Raw genomic sequence first — 16934 nt, 5'->3', positions numbered from 1 at the left:
AAAGCGTTTTTCTTTGGTTCGTTTCTTTTGACGCTTATCAAAAGAAATGAACTCGGCCGCGTAGCGGACGAAACGCTCTTGCTCTTCACAAGCAACAACAACAGCAAAAGCCAAATGGATCCCAGCTTTCGCTGGGACGACGATCACGCCAAAAACTGGATTCTGGCTTTCGCCGGAATGACGAGCAAAACCAACGGCAAAGCCCATAGATGACCAGCCATTCGGCTGTTAAACACCCGGCTTCCGCCGGAATGACGAGCAAGAAGCTACGCCGCCCCAACCACCACTCGCCGCCGCGCCCGCCACCACCCCTCACCCGCGAAAATCACCAAACTCACCCAAATAAACACGAACCCAATCAACCGATTGTCATCAAACGGTTCGTGCAACACAAACACACCAATCAGAAACTGCAACGTCGGCGCGATGTACTGCATCAACCCGATGATCGAATAAGGCACCCGCCGCACCGCATAAGCGAACCCGATCAACGGCAACGCCGTCAGCGCGCCCGCCAGCACCAGCAGCGCATCCATTCCGGTGCCCCAGCCGGCGGAGAAGAACTGTCCGGCCCCGTGCGTCTCGCTCCACACCAGCAGCACGAGGGCAGGCAGGAACAGATACAGGCTCTCGACCCCGAGCCCGGGAATCGAATCCACCGCCACCACCTTCCGCACCAGCCCGTACAAGCCGAACGAACCAGCTAGCGCCAAGGCGATCCACGGAAAACTGCCGTAGTTGAACGTCAGCCACAGCACGCCAATCGTCGCGATCCCCGCCGCCAGCCACTGCGCCGACGTCAGCTTCTCGCGCAACAACAGCACGCCCAGCACCACGTTGAGCAAGGGATTGATGAAGTAGCCGAGACTCGTCTCCACGACATGCCCCGCGTTCACCGCCCAGATGTACAGGCTCCAGTTGAACGCGATCAGCAACCCGCTCAGCAACAGCAAACCGGCGACGCGCGGCTGCGACAGCAACGCGCGCCACCATTGCATGCCCTGCTTCCAGCACAGCCAGCCGACCACCAGGATCGTGCTCCACACCACGCGGTGCAGCACAATCTGCAATGACGGCACCGCCTTCAGGGCGTGCCAGTACAACGGCATCAAGCCCCACAGCACGAAGGAAGCGGCCGCGGTCCACAGGCCGCGACGATCGAGAGCCATCGAGGGCGTCACGCGGTTTCCTCGGAAGCCGCTTGCGGCGCCGGCTTCCGCGCGCGCGCCTTGCCCAGCGTGATCGCGACGACACCGAGCAGGATCACCACCATCGCGCCAAGATCATGGGCGGTGAAGCGTTCGGCCGCCAGGAAGGCGCCGAGAATCACCGCGATCACCGGATTGACGTAGGCGTAGCTGCCGGCCAGCGCCGGTCGCACGTTCTGCAGCAGCCAGACATAAGCAGAGAACGCCACCAGCGAGCCGAACAGCAGCAGGTAACCCACGGATGCCAGCGCCTTGGGCGTGGGCATCGCCGTGAAGCGTTCGCCCAGCAGCGATCCAACCACCAGCATCACCGCGCCGCCGCACAGCATTTGCGCCGCCGCCGACATGAAAGGCGTCGGCAGATCACGGCCCCGGCTCCACACCGAACCGAATGCCCACACCATCGAAGCGACCAGCAGCGCCACCAGTCCCCACGGCGTCGCCGTCAGGCTGCCACCGGCGTTGAGCCACAGCACGCCCACGAAACCGATGCCCAGTCCCAACCATTCGATGCGCGTGGGAGATTGTCCGCGCATCGCCGAGAACAGGCCGATCCACAGCGGCGCAGACCCCACCGCCATCGCGGCCAAGCCCGACGACACCGACTGCTCCGCGATGCAGACCAGCCCGTTGCCGCCACCGAGCAGCAGCACGCCCATCAAGGCGCTGTTGCGCCACTGCCGCGGCGTCGGCGCCGGCATGCCGCGCATCCGCAGGGCGGCATACATCAAGGTGCCGGCGATCAGGAAGCGCGTCCCCGCCATCAGCAATGGCGGAAACCCGCCTTCGAGCGCGAAGCGGATGCCGAGGTAGGTCGACCCCCAGACCACGTACACGGCGGCGAGCGCGAACGCGACGGCTAGGCCGCGCGGCATGGCGGAGTCAGAAGAGGCTGGCATGTGGGGGTTCCAGAGTCGGAGCTGCGGGAGCCGTGCGGCGCACGATCGGTTTCAACAGCTCTATGGGTGCAGACTAGCGGGGCAGCAAGCACAGTGCTTGAAATTTCGTGCATCCAAACGCGAAAATTTTGCATAGCTGGCTTGAGGACGATTCATGGCAGCGTCACCTCCGCTTCTCGACGAGTTCGACCACAAGCTGCTCGAGCTGCTGCAGCGCGACGCCGACACCACGCTGTCGACGCTCGGCGACGCGATCGGCCTGTCGGCGAGCGCCGTGCAGCGCCGGTTGACGCGCTATCGCAAGAGCGGGTTGCTGCGTCAGGTGGCGGTGCTCGATCCCGCGCAACTCGGCAATCTCACCCTGGCCGCCGTGCTGGTGACGCTGGAGCGCGAATCGGCCAAGCAGCACACCGCCTTCCACGCCCGCATGCGCGCCGCGCCGGAAGTACAGCAGTGCTACGTGCTGGCCGGCGACTGGGACTATCTGGTGATCCTCGCCACCACCAGCATCGCCCATTGCCGCGAAGTCGCCGAGCGCCTGTTCTACGACGAGGGCAACATCAAGCGCTACGACACCCGGTTCGTGTTCGACACGGTGAAGCTGGGCCTGCAGCTGCCGACCCGGCCACCGCCACGCCGGCGCAAATAAGACCGCCCCGGCGAAGCATCAAACCGCATTGCCGCGGCCAGCGTGCTCGCGCTGCAACAGGCGATCCTTCAGCGGCAGGCCCCAGCGATAACCGCCGAGCGAGCCGTCACCGCGAATCACGCGATGACACGGCACGATCACCGCGATGCGGTTGTGCGCGCAGGCATTGGCGACCGCGCGCGTGGCGCGCGGCTCACCCAGCCCCGCCGCCACTTCGGCGTAGCTGCGCGTCTGCCCGGCCGGGATTTTCATCAGCGCATCCCAGACGCGCTTCTGGAATGCCGTGCCGAGCAGATCGACCGGCACCTGCGTGCGCTTGCCCGCGAGCGCGTCCGCCACCGCGCGCACGCGCGGGGCGAGGAATTCGTCGCGACCGGCATCGACGCGTTCGAGATTCGCATTCGGGAATTCGGTGCGCAGTTTCGTTTCGAGTTCGGCATCGCCGCCCGAGGAAGCCACGACCTCGACCATGCAAATCCCGCGCTCGGTGGCGGCGACCAGCGCACGGCCCAACGCGGTGTCGATCACGCTCCAGCGGATCGCCTCGCCGGCGCCACCAGCGCGATAGCGCGCGGGTGTCATGCCGAGCTTGACCGCGCCGCCTTCGTACACGCGCGAGGGAGAGCCGTAGCCAGCGTCGTAAAGCGCGCCGCTGATGTCGTCGCCTTCGCGCAAGGCGGCCTTCAGCAGTTCGAGCTTGCGCTGCGCGCTGTATTCGGCCGGGCTGAGTCCGAACTGCGCGCGAAAACGACGCTGCAGATGCGAAGCGCTCAGGCCCACCGCGCCGGCCAGCTCGGCGAGCGAGAGATCGTCGCCTTCGAGCAGTTTGCGGGCGCGTTCCAGTTTGTCGTCAGTCTTGTCCATGGCATGAACGATAACGGGCGCCCAAGGCGCCCGCTATCCGATTCTTGCTGTTCCACTTTCCCTTCTCCCTCCGGGAGATCGAAGCCGCTTCAAGCGGCTGAGGGGCGCGAAGCGCCGGATGAGGGCGCCGAATGACTTGTCATGGAGCGTTGATCGGCTCGTGATTTCCCGCCCTCATCCGCCCATTCGGGGCACCTTCCCCCGAGGGGGAAGGAAAAGCGATCAGTCGGCCCAATGTCCCGGCGTTTTCGCTTCCGGCAACACCTGTCCGGCCAGGGTGCGATCGTTGTGCAGCAGCTGGATCGCATCGCCGAGAATCGACGCGGATTCGCGCAACAGCGGATCGGGAGCCTTCTCCGCCGCCTTCTCGCGCGCCGCGTCCTTGGCGATGTCGCGTTCGCTGTACGTCAGGCCGTCGTCGGCGGCATCGTCGGCCAGCGGATCGAGCGGCAGGCCGAGCGCCTTGCGCTGTTCCTGGCGCGACTTGCGCTTGGTGTCCTGACGATCGCGCTCGGCGCGGCGCTCGGCCTCGTTGAGCGAGATGTACTTCTTCGCTTCCTCGGCGCGGAATTCGGCGACGTCTTCCTCCACCCACTGGAATTCCTTGTCGTTCGTCACGCGCGCCTTATGCAAGGTATCGAGCCTGGGCAGCAGGATCGCGAAGTTGCCGTACTGCGTGTGCGGCACGCCGGCGATGCGGGTCCACGGCAGGGCGTTGTCGTAGGTGCTTTCGCCGAACTTGGAGGCATCGACCATCACCGGGAACTGGATATCCGGCACCACACCCTTGTTCTGCGTGCTGCTGCCGCCGGGCAGGAAGAACTGCGCGATGGTCAGCTTCACCTGGCCGTAGCGCTTCTGTTCGTTGCCGGGCCAGCGGTCGAGATCAACCAGATTCTGCACAGTGCCCTTGCCGAAAGTGGTCTCGCCGATCACCAGGCCGCGGCCGTAATCCTGGATCGCGCCAGCGAAGATTTCCGATGCGGAGGCGGAGCCGCGATTGACCAGTACGGCCAGCGGGCCGTCCCAGGAAACGCCGCCCTCGTCGTCGCTGTCCACGCCGACGCGGCCACCGGATTCGCGTACCTGCACCACCGGGCCCTTGTCGATGAACAGGCCGGTGAGTTCCACCGCCTCGTTGAGCGAACCGCCGCCGTTGTTGCGCAGGTCCAGCACCACGCCATCGACCTTCTGCGCCTTGAACTGCTGCAGCAGCTTCGCTACGTCGCGCGTGGCGGAAGCGTAGTCGCCGTTGTTCTTCCGGCGGCCGTCGAAATCCTGGTAGAACGCTTCGAGCTTGACCACGCCGATGCGGCGCTGCGGTTCGCCGTTGCCGGCGGGCAGATCGAGGATCTGAGATTTCGCCGCCTGCTCTTCCAGTCGGATGCGGGCGCGCGTAAGCACCACGCGTACCGGCTTGCTGTCGAGCGTGGCTTCGGCCGGCACGATGTCCAGCCGCACCTGCGTGCCGCTCTTGCCCTTGATCTTCTCGACCACGTCGTCGATACGCCAGCCGATCACGTCTTCCATCGTGCCGCTGGTGCCCTGGCCGACGCCGACGATGCGATCGCCCGGCTTGAACTTCTTGCTGAGCGCGGCGGGACCGCCGACGATCAGCTCGCGGATCACCACCACGTCGTCCTGCTTCTGCAGTTGCGCGCCGATGCCTTCCAGCGACAGCGACATGCTCTGGTTGAAGCGCTCGGCTTCGCGCGGATCGAAGTAGTCGGTGTGCGGATCGATCGAGGACGCGTAGGCGTTGAGGAAGCTGGAGAAGGCATCGTTGCCGTCGAGCTGGGCGATCGACGAGGCATTGTTGGCGTAGCGCTTGTCGAGCGTCTTGCGGATGTCTTCTGGCTTCTTGCCGGCCAGCTTCAGGCGCAGCCAGTCGTTGCGCACGGACTGTTTCCACAGCGCATCGAGTTCGGCCTCGTCCTTCGCCCACGGCGCGTCCTTGCGTTCGTAGTACCAGCGGTCGTTGCCGCTGAAGTCGAAGATGTCCTGGTTGAGCAGCGCGCGCGCGTAGGCGAGGCGCTGGCTCACGCGCTGCTTGTAGACGGCGAAGATCGCGAAGGCCGGATCGAGCTGGCCGTTCTTGACGGAATCGCCGAGGGTGTTCTTGTAAGGCTCGAACTTGGCGATGTCGGCGGCGGTGAAGAACACTTTGCTGCTGTCGAGCGCTTCGAGGTAACGCTTGAAGATGTCTCCCGACAGATGCGCGTCCAGCGAACCGGGGCGGTACGCGTAGCGGCTATCGGACAGCAGTCCGTAGACCAGCTTGGACGTGGTGGCCTGATCGGCGCTGGCGGACGAGGGGATGGCCTTGTCTTCACCGCGCGCCATCAGCACCAGCGGTACCGAGAGGGCCAGGGCGATCAGGGAAATGGACAGCGGGCGGGACAGATTCATGCGTTCACTCGATGATGAACCGCGTCGGCGAACGTGTGCGAGGCGCCGCCGCGGCCCTGGAAACCCGGCGGAACCGGGCTGGGGGTATCCGGGGCCTGATCAAATGCGCCACGGACAATGTCACCACTATAGGGTTCGGTTTGGACGACGCAACAGGTCGAAAGTTGCGTGCCGGCCCACTCTACCCGCGGCGATTGGAGCGGTTGTGAATGAAACGTAGGCGGACCGCCCTAGGGCGGGGCCTCGCCCCGCTCCCATTCAGGCTCAGGCGGCGGCGACGCCGGCTTCGGCGGCCTGCCGGTCGGCATGGTAGGAGGAGCGCACCAATGGCCCCGAGGCGACGTGGGTGAAGCCCAGCGACATGCCGTAGGTCTCCAGCGCCTTGAACTCCTCCGGCGTCCAGTAGCGCAGCACCGGATGGTGGTGCGCGCTGGGCTGCAGGTACTGGCCGATGGTGACCATGTCCACGTCGTGCGCGCGCAGGTCGCGCAGCGTGTCCTGCACCTGCTCCATGGTTTCGCCCAGGCCCAGCATGATGCCGGACTTGGTCGGCACCTCCGGATGCTGGCGCTTGAACTGCTGCAGCAGGGTCAGCGACCACTGGTAGTCGGCGCCGGGTCGGACGTTGCGGTACAGGTCCGGCACGGTCTCGACGTTGTGGTTGAACACGTCCGGCGGGTTGGTGGCCAGGATTTCCAGCGCGCGCTCCATGCGGCCCTTGCCGCGGAAGTCGGGCGTGAGGATCTCGATCTTGGTGTTCGGCGTCCTGGCGCGGATCTGGGCGATGCAGTCGACGAAGTGCTGGGCGCCGCCGTCGCGCAGGTCGTCACGATCGACGCTGGTCACCACCACGTATTTCAGCCCCATGTCGGCGATGGTGTTGGCCAGATTCACCGGCTCGAACGGATCGGGCGGCTTGGGACGGCCGTGGGCGACGTCGCAGAAGCTGCAGCGGCGCGTGCAGACCTCGCCGAGGATCATGAAGGTGGCAGTGCCGTGGCCGAAGCATTCGTGGATGTTCGGGCAGCTCGCTTCCTCGCAGACCGTGACCAGCCGGTTCTCGCGCAGCTTGGCCTTGAGCGCGGCCACCGCGCCGTTGCTGGGAATGCGCACGCGGATCCACGACGGCTTGCGCAGCACCGGGGCGTCGACGAATTGCACCGGCGAGCGCGCGATCTTGTCGCCGGCCACTTGCTTCACGCCAGCCTGAAGCGCTCCGGCCTGCGGCGCCGCATCGGCGGAAACGACTTGGAGAGGGATCGCGCGGGGAGTGGTTTCGCTCATCGGAATCTCGGAATGCAAAGCGCCGTCTGGTGTCGGCGGCCTAGGGTTGGCAGCTTGCTCAGGCGGCTTGCGACAGATCGGGCAATCGCGGCTCGGCGTGCAGTTCGAGCCCGAACTGGCGGCCCAGCTCGGCCAGCAGAGGCGCCTTGACGGCGTCCAGGCCGGACGGTCCACCCAAGTCTAGCACCGAGGTCACTTGCAGCCCGGCGTAGCCGCAGGGGTTGATGCGGTGAAACGGTTCCAGATCCATCGCCACATTGAACGCCAGCCCGTGGAAGGTGCAGCCGCGGCGCACGCGGATGCCGAGGGCGGCGACCTTGGCTGCGTTCACGTACACGCCGGGCGCGCCGTCGCGGCGTTCGGCATGGATGTTCCAGGTGGCCAGGGTGTCGATGATGGCCTGTTCGATGCGGGTGACATAGTCGCGCACGCCCACTTTCAGGCGCTTCAGGTCGAGCAGCGGGTAGACCACGATCTGCCCCGGCCCGTGATAGGTGACCTGGCCGCCGCGATCGACGTGCAGCACCGGAATCTCGCCCGGCATCAGCACGTGTTCGTCCTTGCCGGCCTGACCGAGCGTGAATACCGGGTCGTGCTCGACCACCCACAACTCGTCCGGCGTGCTCTCGCCGCGCGCATCGGTGAAACGCTGCATTGCATGCCAGACCGGCTCGTAGGGCTGCCGGCCGAGGTCACGGACCACGGCGGGGCGCAACTCCGTTCCGATGCCGCCTACAGCGTCCATTTCACTTCCGGGTGCGCGCGCAGGGCCTCGTGCGCCGCCTCGTACTGGGTGCGGCTGTCGGCGCGGAAGCGCAGCTTCACCGAGACGAATCTGCCGCCGCTGGACTCACGCCAGCTGATGGTTTCATGCAGCACATCGATGCCGGCGGCGGTCAGCAGCCTGGGAATTTCCGTCTCCAGTCCGGCGCTCGCCGCGCCCATCGCGGTGATCTCGAACTCGCCCGGGAACTGGAATCCGTGCTCGGGGTTATCGGATATGATGTTCATGCCCCGATTATGCGGCCAGGGGGGGCGCGATCCCAAGATCGCGCCAGGGTTCGCGGGCAACAGGAAGTTGAACAGATCGTTCGTTTTTTTCATTGGAAGCATAGGGATAACAGAATGAAAACCTTCACTGGCCACGCGCTGGCCATCGCGTGCTGCTGTCTGCTGCTCACCAGCCAGGACGCCTTCGCCAGAAAGAGCGCGCAACAGGAGCGCGCCGAGAAGACCACGCAGATCCCGACCTGCGGCAAGAAACTGGGCACGATCACCGTGCTCGAGCCGGAAAACCACTGGTGGTCCTCCTACCAGCTCGAATCGCCGGCCGCACTGATCAAGCTGTTCGTCAACAAGTCCAAGTGCTTCACCCTGGTCGACCGCGGCAAGGGCCTGGCGGCGATGCAGGCTGAGCGCGATCTCGCCTCCAGCGGCGAGCTGCGCAACCGTTCCAACCTCGGCAAGGGCCAGATGAAGGCGGCCGACTACGCCCTGGTGCCCGACCTGATTTCCAAGAATTCCGACGCTGGCGGCACCGGCATCGGCGGCGCGCTGGGCGGGCTGCTCGGAGGCCGTGCCGGCCGCATCCTGGGCGGGATCGACCTGAAGAAGAAGACCGCCGACGTGCTGCTGACCGTCACCGACATGCGCTCCTCCGAGCAACTGGCGATGGCCGAGGGCCACGCCACCAAGACCGATATCGGCTTCAGCGGCAGCGGCTCGGGCTGGCTGTCGAATACCCTCGCCGGCGGCGTGGGCGTGTCGAGCTATTCGAATACCGAAATCGGCCAGGTGATGACCATGGCCTACCTGCAGGCCTACACCGACCTCGTCGCCGAGCTGGGCGGCCTGCCCGAGAACGCCTCCGCCGCCAACGCGCAGCAGGCCGTGACCGTGAACAAGCCCGGCCGCCTGCTCAAGCAGTCCAGCGGCAAGGGCGGCGCGGTGCGCGACCTCGATCCGGGCATGATGCTCTACCCCACCGGCAACAAGGACGGCGCGATGTGGGAAGTCGAGGACGAACTCGGCAACAAGGGCTGGGTCAGTTCGAACCTGATCGAACTCTCGCGCTGAGATCCCTCGTCATGACACACAAAAGGCCGGCAATGCCGGCCTTTTGTTTGCGCGCAGTTTTGCACGCGATGCGTGAAAGGGATTATTCGGAATCCCACCACATCCAGAACGAATCCCACAGGCGCCCGAAGAATCCGGCTTCCTCGATGCCATTGAGTGCGACCAGCGGCGCGGTGGCGATCACCTTGCCGGCCAGCGCCACCTTCACCGTGCCGACCTTCTGGCCCTTCTTGATCGGTGCGACCAGCGTCTTGGGCACGTCCATGGTCGGCTTGAGCTGCGCGTACTTGCCGCGCGGGATGCCGACGAGCAGTTCCTGCGCCACGCCGAGCTGCACTTCCTCGGTCTGGCCCTTCCACACGTGCTGCTTGGAGATCACCTTGTTGGCGTCGTACAGCTTGTGGGTTTCGTAGAAACGGAATCCCCAGTTGAGCAGCGCCTGCGAATCCACCGCGCGCTGGTTCTCGCTGCTGTCGCCCATCACCACGCTGATCAGGCGCTGGTCACCGCGCTTGGCCGAGGCCATCAGGCAGTAGCCGGCGGAGGAGGTGTGGCCGGTCTTGATGCCGTCGACGCTCGGGTCGCGCCACAGCAGCAGGTTGCGGTTGGTCTGCGGATTCATCGCGCCGACCTTGAATTCCTTGATCTTGTTGAAGCTGTAGGCCTCGGGATAATCACGCACCAGCGCGCGGCCGAGCAGCGCCAGATCGTGCGCCGTGGAGTAATGCCCTTCCGCCGCCAGACCGGTGGCGTTGACGAAGTGCGAGTTCTTCATGCCGATGCGCTGGGCATAGGCGTTCATCAGGTTGGCGAACGCGCCTTCGCTGCCCGCGGCATGTTCGGCGAGCGCGATGGCGGCGTCGTTGCCCGACTGCACCACCATGCCCTTTTCCATCTCGATCAGCGGCGCGGTCTTGTTGACCTCGAAGCCGCTGTAGCTGCCGTCGGTGCCGGCGCCGCCGGTGCGCCAGGCGTTCTCGCTCATCAGCACCTGGTCGTCGCGCTTGATCTTGCCCGCCTTCAGTTCGGCGGCCAGCACGTAGGAGGTCATCACCTTGGTGATGCTGGCCGGTTCCACGCGCAGGTCGGCGTTCTCGCCGGCCAGCACCTGCCCGGTGGCGTAATCCAGCAACACCCAGGCCTTGGAGACCTTCGGCGCCGGCGCGGGCGGGATCGGCAGGTTATCGCTCAGCGCGGTCGTGGCCGCGGGCTTGGCGGCCGGTTGTGGCGTCTGGGCGACGGCCAGGCCGACGGCGGAAGTGAACAATGCGGCGAGCAGCGCACCACGTGCGACAACGGCGGTTTTCATCGACAACGAAACTCCAAAGACGATCACAGCGCCAGACTCGACGCCAAATTGAATAAAGCATTAGAAAGTCCGCACATCGGGCCGCGCCGTCAGCGCGGGGAGGTGTGCGGGCTCTTGCGGAGGGACCCGCGTCCCCGAATTCTAATCGCGAACGACCTGGGGCTGGCCGAATCCCAGACCAACAACGCGGCTCGACAGTTCCGCGACACGCCCGTTGTCGACCGGACCGACACGCAGCCGCCAGATCGGCTTGCCGGCGGAAGTGCCGTCGAACAGGCGCGCGTCGGACACGCCGGCGCCCTTGAGCATCGATAGCGCGCGCTCGGCGTTGGCGCGCGCGCCGAAGGCGGCGACCTGCAGCGTCACGCCGTCTTTCGCGGCCACCGGCACCGACGGTGCGGGCTCCGCGGCGGCGGCGATGGATTCCTTCGCGACAGGGACCTCGGCACGGCGGGCCTCCATCCGGGCCTCTTTCCGCGCCTCCCTGGTCGGCTTGCGCGTCGCGGCCAGGCGGGCTTCGGGCGACGCCGAGCCATAGGGGTCGGGCTTCCCGGCCTTGCCGGTCGCCACGCGGGCGCGGCGCGCCTTCATCCAGGCGTCGAATTCGTCGGCGGTCATCGCGCGGCCGTCCTGGCGCATGTCGAAACGCCAGTCGAGGTCGCTGGAAGCGGGCGGCGGCGCCTTGTCAGCGGCGGGCGCCGCCGTTCGCGAGCCGGCACTGGCGACGGTGGTCGGCGGCCGTTCGCTGGCATTGGCGCTGGCGATCGGCAGGGCCTGCACCAAGGTGTCGATGGCGCTGGAAGAGGCAGTCGTCGCGCCCGAAGCCGTGCCCGCGCGCAGCGGGGTGGGCTTGCCGGTGGCGATGCGCACCCCCGGCGGAAGCCTGGTCGCACCACCATCGGCAACCGGCTTCGCCGCCGGCTCGTCGCGCCGCGAGGCAACCGCGTCGTAATCATTGCGGGCGTTCTCACCGGGGCTCAGACCGACCACCTCGACGCGACCGGTGCCGCGTGGATGGATGCCGAGCTTCACCGCCGCCGCGTAACTCAGATCGATCAGGCGCCCGTCGTGGAACGGCCCGCGATCGTTGACGCGCACCACCACCGACTTGCCGTTGTCGAGATTGGTCACGCGCGCGAAGCTCGGCAGCGGCAGCGTCTTGTGCGCCGCGGTGAAGGCGTACATGTCGTACACCTCGAGATTGGACGTGCGGCGGCCGTGGAACTTGTTGCCGTAGTACGAGGCGGTGCCCCTCTCGTCGTAACCCTTGGCACTGTCGAGCACCCGGTACGATTTGCCGAGCACCTTGTACGGCGTGCGGTTGCCGTAGGAGGACCGCGGTTCATCGACGACATCAGGCTCGGGAATCGCATCGACGTCCGGAATATGGTCCGGCGCGCTGTCTGCGACGCCCGGCGCGTACAAACCGCCGCGCGTGTAATTGCCGCGTTTGCTCGGATCTTCCTGCGCCGGCGCATACGGCGAACGCTTGTTGCGCCCCTGCGGCAGCGTCGAACGTCCGATCGAGCCTTTCTCAGGCAGCGCCACGGCTTCGGAAGCGGATTTCTTGGGGTTGCTGGCGCAAGACGCCAGCACGAGCGGCATCGAAGCCAGGATCGCCGACGAGAGCAGCCACCGTCTCATGGTGTGCCGCTGCCAACCGTACCGTTACGGATCGCCTGCGCCAGCTGATAGACGGCGAGCGAATACATCGGGGAACGATTGTAGCGGCTGATGACGTAGAAGTTCCGATAGCCGAACCAGTATTCCTTGCCCGCCTCGCCATCGAGCGAGAGCAATATGGCGCCCTCGACGACCGGCTCGCCGGGCTGCGGACGATAGCCGCGCGCGGCGAAATAGGCCTGCGGATAGATCGGGTCCAGCGCCTTCGGGTCGCCTTCCGGCACAAAATCGGCGGCCTCCGGCGCACGCGCCACGCGTGCGACCACCGCGCCGCCGCGCTCCCAGCCATGCGCGACGAAATAATTGGCGATCGAGGCGAACACGTCGGGTTTGTGCGTGAGCAAATCGCGGCGGCCATCGCCGTCGCCGTCCTTGCCCCAGTTGCGCCAGCTCGACGGCATGAACTGCCCCATGCCCATCGCACCGGCGTAGCTGCCTTTCAGCGTCAGGATGTCGAGCTGCGGCTCTTCCTTCACCAGCCCGAACAACTGTGCCAGCTCACCCGCGAAGAACGGCGCACGCTTGGGGTGCCAGAACGCCAGCGTGTACAGCGCATCGATCACGCGATAGCTGCCGGTGTTCTTCCCGTAATTGGTCTCCACGCCGATGATCGAGACGATCATCTCCGCAGGCACGCCGGTTTCGGCACTGATGCGGTCGAGCGCCTCGCGGTTTTCGGCATAGAACGCGCGGCCGCCCTCGATGCGCGCGTCGGTCATGAAGATCGGGCGATAGTCGCGCCACGGCTTCACCGCTTCGGCCGGGCGCGTGATCGCATCGATGATCTTCTGCTGATACACCGCCTGCGCCAGCGTCGAACGAATGAAATTCGGATCGACGCCGTAGGTCTGCGCGGTGTAATCGACGAAGGCGGCGACGCGCTGCTCCATCGGAATCGCCGGATCGGTCACCGACGGCGGCGCCACCGGACGTTCCGGCGGCTGCGGCACTTTCGGCAACAACGTCGGCGTGGCAGGCGCCATCACCGGTGTCGGCGCGGCAACCTTGCTTGTCGAGGGATGAGGGATCGCCTGCGTCGCGCACGCAGCGAGCGTGAGCGGGATCAGAGCGATGAACGGTGCGAAGGCGTGGGCGCGTCGGATCATCGGCGCGAGGGTAGCACGCGTGCGCGAAGGCAGCTGACCACGTGTTCAGCCTCGATTGTCAGAGTTTCCGGACTTCAAGGAGTTCGCTCGTCATTCCCGCGAAGGCGGGAATCCAGCGACTTTGGCTCTTCAGTCAGAATCCGCGCGAGAGGCAAGCAAGACACTGGATTCCCGCCTTCGCGGGAATGACGAGCAAAAGCCAAGCGTCCCAAGACCGCGAAAAACCTACGCATGAATCGGCCGATGATTGCGCACCGCCATCACCACGCCGATGCCGGCCAGCAACGACACCGCAGCGGTGCCGCCATAACTGAGCAACGGCATCGGTACGCCGACCACGGGCAGCAGGCCGGAAATCATGCCGCCGTTGACGATCACGTAGACGAAGAAGGCGAGGCCGAGACTGCCGGCGAGCAGGCGCGAATAACCATCGCGCGATTCGGCCGCGATCCACAGACATCGGCCGACGATGAACAGGTACAGCGCCAGCACCGTGGCGACGCCCATCCAGCCGAATTCCTCCGACAGCACCGCGAAGATGAAGTCGGTGGTGTGCTCGGGCAGGTAGTTCAGATGCGATTGCGAGCCCTGCCCCCAGCCCTGCCCGCTCATGCCCCCGGAACCGATCGCGATCTTCGACTGGATGATGTTCCAGCCGGTGCCGAGCGGATCGGATTCGGGATCGAGGAAGGTGAGGATGCGGTCCTTCTGGTACGGCCGCAGGAACCAGAACCAGGCGATCGGCGCCGCCGCCGCGATGCCGCCGAAGCCGAGCGCGAACCACCACCACGGCAGGCCCGCCAGGAACAGCACGAACGCGCCGCTGATCGCCACCAGCATCGCCGTGCCGAAATCCGGTTGCAGCATCACCAATCCGGTCGGCACCAGGATGATGACGGCCGTCATCAGCACGGTCGTGATGCGTGGCGGCAGCCACTGCCTGTCGAGATACCAGGCCGCCATCATCGGCAGGCTGAGCTTGAGCAATTCAGACGGCTGGAAGTAGAACAGCTTCAGGTCCAGCCAGTGCCGTCCGTGCTTGCCGGTGCCGATCGCCAGCACCAGCAATAACGGGATCAACGTGGCGGCGAACACCGTCGGCGTGAGATCGCGCAGGCGCAGCGGCGACATCCACGACAATGCCCACATCGCGCCCAGGCCGACCACGTAGCGCGCGCTCTGCGCGATCACCAGCTGCATGCCGTTGTCGCCGCCGGCGCTGTAGAGCACGGCGAGCGCGATCGCCATCAGGGCGACGAGTGGCGCGATCAGGGCCCAGTCGAGCGTGCGGGTGACGCGCAGGAACAGCTCCAGAAGCCAGCGCAGGATGGTGCTCAATGCGTCGCTCCCGTTTGCGTGGCGGAAGCATCGGTCGGGATCGCAGCCGGATCGATGTCTTCCTCGCTCGTATCGGCCGTTTCGACCGGTTCAACCACGGCGGGCGTCGCGGACGAAGGTGCCGCGCCCGACACCGGCAGGAACCGGCGCGCCCGCTCCGGCACCGCGTCCTCGGGCTTCGGCGGCAATTTATCCAGGTCCGCGGCGGCGACCGCTTCCGCGCCGATCGCGGTGAAGGGAATGCTGTCCGGATCGCGCTCGGGCAATTTGCCGAGCAGCCAGGTGTCGAACACCTTGCGTGCCACCGGCGCGGCGGCGCTGCCGCCGAAGCCGCCGTGCTCGACGATCACGGCGATCGCGATCTGCGGATCCTCCGCCGGCGCGTAGCCGACGAACCAGGCCTGATGGCGCAGATGCAGCGGTAGGCTGTGCGGGTTGAGGCTGACATTGCCGCGGCGGCTGATCTTCTGCGCCGTGCCGGTCTTGCCGGCCATGCGATACGGCGCGCCGCGCGCCATCGCGCGGCCGGTGCCGCCCGGATCGTAGATCGTGCCTTCCATGCCGCCCTGGATCTCGCGCACGTAGCCCACCTGCGAGGTGAGCGGCGTCGGCGCCGGCTGCGGCATCGGCGTCCACGGCTTGTCGAAACCGTCGCGGCGATCGCGCGCCAGATGCGGGCGGCGCCCCTGCCCGTTGTCGGCGATCGCGGCCACGCCGCGCGCGAGTTGCAGCGTGGTCGCGATCCAGTAGCCTTGGCCGATGCCGGAGATCACCGTCTCGCCGGCATACCACGGTTCCTTGCTGCGCTTGGCCTTCCATTGCGGCGACGGCACGATGCCGTCGTTCTCGCCCATCATGTCGATGCCGGTCGGCTGGCCGAAGCCGTAGCGGCGCATGTAGCTGTCGAAACGGGCGATGCCCATGTCGTAGGCGAGCTTGTAGTAGTAGTAGTTCACCGATTGCGCGATCGACTTGCGCAGATTGGTCCAGCCCGAGCCGCCATGCGCGTCGCGGTAACCGCGGCGCTGCCCCGGAATGTGGAACTCGCCGGTGGAGAACACCTGATCCTGCGGCCGGCGCAGGCCGCTCTCCAGGCCGGCCAGGGCCACGAACGGCTTGATCGTCGATCCGGGTGGACCACCGCCGAGCACGTTGCGGTTGAACAGCGGCCGTGACGGATTGTCCATCAGGCGCCGGTAGTCGGTGTTGGAGATACCGTTGACGAACAGGTTCGGGTCGTAGCTCGGCAGGCTGACCATGGCGAGGATTTCGCCGGTCTTGGGATCGATCGCCACGGCGGCGCCGTCGTTGTCGCCGAAGGCGTCCACCATCGCGCGCTGCAGATCGGCATCCACGGACAGGCGCAGATCGGTACCGGCAATGGCGGGGACGCGCCCCTCTCGGCCCAGCGGCCGGCCCTCGACGTTGGTCTTCACTTCCTCGAAGCCGATCTTGCCGCGCAGCGCCTCGTCGTAGAAACGCTCGATGCCCGAACGCCCGGTATGCGTGAACACGCCATGCTCGGCGCCGAAGGCGGCGATGTCCTTCTCGTCGGTGCGGCCGACATAGCCGACGATGTGCGCGAACAGTTCGCCGTAGGGGTAACGGCGTGTCAGGTACGGCTCGACCGTCACGCCGGGGAAGCGCCACTGGTCGACGGCGAAGCGCGAGATTTCCTCGGGCGTGAGCCGCAGCTTCAGCGTGACGGCATTGAAGCCGCGCTTGGCCTTGCGCACGCGCTCGAACTGGGCGATGTCGTCGGGCGTGAGCGCGATGATCTTCGACAGGTGCTCGATCAGCACTTTCGTGTCGCCCGCCGTTTCGGGCACCACGTCGAGGCGGAACGCCGGCACGTTGTCGGCGAGGATGCGGCCCTTGCGGTCGTAGATCAGCCCGCGCGCCGGCACCACCGGACGCGGCTTGACGCGATTGGCTTCCGACCGCTTGGCGTAGTCGGCGTGATCGACCACCTGCAGCTTGAAGTACCACGCCGCCAGTCCGCCCAGGCACAGCACCACGATCGCGAAACCGAGCAGGGCGCGCAGGCGGAACTGCGCCGATTCCGCGTGCTGGTTCTTGATTCGCTGGCGTTGTGGCCGCCGCATCACC

At 66.2% G+C, this 16934-nt stretch carries 15 protein-coding genes; 2 read left to right on the top strand and 13 right to left on the bottom strand.

Annotated elements, in window-relative coordinates; translation table 11 throughout:
- The 3 genes from AC1RNP_RS13740 to yedA form a co-directional block, all read right to left on the bottom strand.
- On the bottom strand, window positions 1–207 hold a 207-nt coding region (locus AC1RNP_RS13740; protein ID WP_493051827.1), incomplete at its 3' end, for a hypothetical protein.
- Between the two features lie 59 nt (window positions 208–266).
- Entirely contained in the window at window positions 267–1169 is a 903-nt protein-coding gene (gene rarD, locus AC1RNP_RS13735; RefSeq protein ID WP_493051840.1) for an EamA family transporter RarD, read from the bottom strand.
- 8 nt (window positions 1170–1177) lie between these two features.
- A complete protein-coding gene (gene yedA / locus AC1RNP_RS13730; protein WP_493051826.1) occupies window positions 1178–2107 on the bottom strand; it encodes a drug/metabolite exporter YedA in 930 nt (309 codons plus the stop codon).
- A gap of 154 nt (window positions 2108–2261) precedes the next feature.
- On the opposite strand from yedA, the gene AC1RNP_RS13725 reads away from it, so the two are divergent.
- Window positions 2262–2756, top strand: a complete 495-nt coding sequence (locus AC1RNP_RS13725; protein ID WP_493051825.1) for an Lrp/AsnC family transcriptional regulator — start codon at window positions 2262–2264, stop codon at window positions 2754–2756.
- Between the two features lie 18 nt (window positions 2757–2774).
- On the opposite strand, the gene AC1RNP_RS13720 is transcribed toward AC1RNP_RS13725, so the two are convergent.
- The 5 genes from AC1RNP_RS13720 to AC1RNP_RS13700 form a co-directional block, all read right to left on the bottom strand.
- The gene (locus tag AC1RNP_RS13720; RefSeq protein ID WP_493051824.1) at window positions 2775–3620 is read right to left on the bottom strand and encodes a methylated-DNA--[protein]-cysteine S-methyltransferase; all 846 of its coding nucleotides are present in this window, start codon (window positions 3618–3620) and stop codon (window positions 2775–2777) included.
- Between the two features lie 222 nt (window positions 3621–3842).
- Window positions 3843–6029 (bottom strand): carboxy terminal-processing peptidase, encoded by a 2187-nt coding sequence (locus tag AC1RNP_RS13715; protein WP_493051823.1) that lies wholly within the window; start codon window positions 6027–6029, stop codon window positions 3843–3845.
- Window positions 6030–6293: 264 nt separating this feature from the next.
- The gene (lipA, locus tag AC1RNP_RS13710; protein WP_493051822.1) at window positions 6294–7313 is read right to left on the bottom strand and encodes a lipoyl synthase; all 1020 of its coding nucleotides are present in this window, start codon (window positions 7311–7313) and stop codon (window positions 6294–6296) included.
- Window positions 7314–7371: 58 nt separating this feature from the next.
- Window positions 7372–8058, bottom strand: coding sequence for a lipoyl(octanoyl) transferase LipB (lipB, locus tag AC1RNP_RS13705; RefSeq protein ID WP_493051821.1), 687 nt, complete (start codon window positions 8056–8058; stop codon window positions 7372–7374).
- Entirely contained in the window at window positions 8046–8324 is a 279-nt protein-coding gene (locus AC1RNP_RS13700; protein WP_493051820.1) for a DUF493 family protein, read from the bottom strand. Before AC1RNP_RS13700 ends, lipB begins: the two co-directional genes overlap by 13 nt.
- Before the next feature lie 114 nt (window positions 8325–8438).
- Between AC1RNP_RS13700 and AC1RNP_RS13695 the strand changes: the two genes are divergently transcribed.
- Window positions 8439–9389 (top strand): CsgG/HfaB family protein, encoded by a 951-nt coding sequence (locus tag AC1RNP_RS13695; RefSeq protein WP_493051819.1) that lies wholly within the window; start codon window positions 8439–8441, stop codon window positions 9387–9389.
- An 82-nt stretch (window positions 9390–9471) separates the two neighbouring features.
- Here AC1RNP_RS13695 and AC1RNP_RS13690 read toward each other — a convergent pair whose 3' ends face one another.
- The 5 genes from AC1RNP_RS13690 to mrdA form a co-directional block, all read right to left on the bottom strand.
- A complete protein-coding gene (locus AC1RNP_RS13690; protein WP_493051818.1) occupies window positions 9472–10698 on the bottom strand; it encodes a D-alanyl-D-alanine carboxypeptidase family protein in 1227 nt (408 codons plus the stop codon).
- Window positions 10699–10839: 141 nt separating this feature from the next.
- Window positions 10840–12342, bottom strand: coding sequence for a septal ring lytic transglycosylase RlpA family protein (locus tag AC1RNP_RS13685; protein ID WP_493051817.1), 1503 nt, complete (start codon window positions 12340–12342; stop codon window positions 10840–10842).
- Entirely contained in the window at window positions 12339–13487 is a 1149-nt protein-coding gene (gene mltB, locus AC1RNP_RS13680; RefSeq protein WP_493051816.1) for a lytic murein transglycosylase B, read from the bottom strand. Before mltB ends, AC1RNP_RS13685 begins: the two co-directional genes overlap by 4 nt.
- Window positions 13488–13712: 225 nt before the next feature.
- Window positions 13713–14825 (bottom strand): rod shape-determining protein RodA, encoded by a 1113-nt coding sequence (gene rodA / locus AC1RNP_RS13675; RefSeq protein ID WP_493051815.1) that lies wholly within the window; start codon window positions 14823–14825, stop codon window positions 13713–13715.
- Window positions 14822–16930 (bottom strand): penicillin-binding protein 2, encoded by a 2109-nt coding sequence (mrdA, locus tag AC1RNP_RS13670; RefSeq protein ID WP_493051814.1) that lies wholly within the window; start codon window positions 16928–16930, stop codon window positions 14822–14824. Before mrdA ends, rodA begins: the two co-directional genes overlap by 4 nt.
- Window positions 16931–16934 lie beyond the last annotated feature (4 nt).

The sequence above is a fragment of the Luteimonas sp. GW821-FHT14E02 genome, assembly GCF_058803905.1.
Note: the sequence above shows the minus strand (reverse complement) of the source record. Positions and strands in the feature narration are given on the sequence as shown.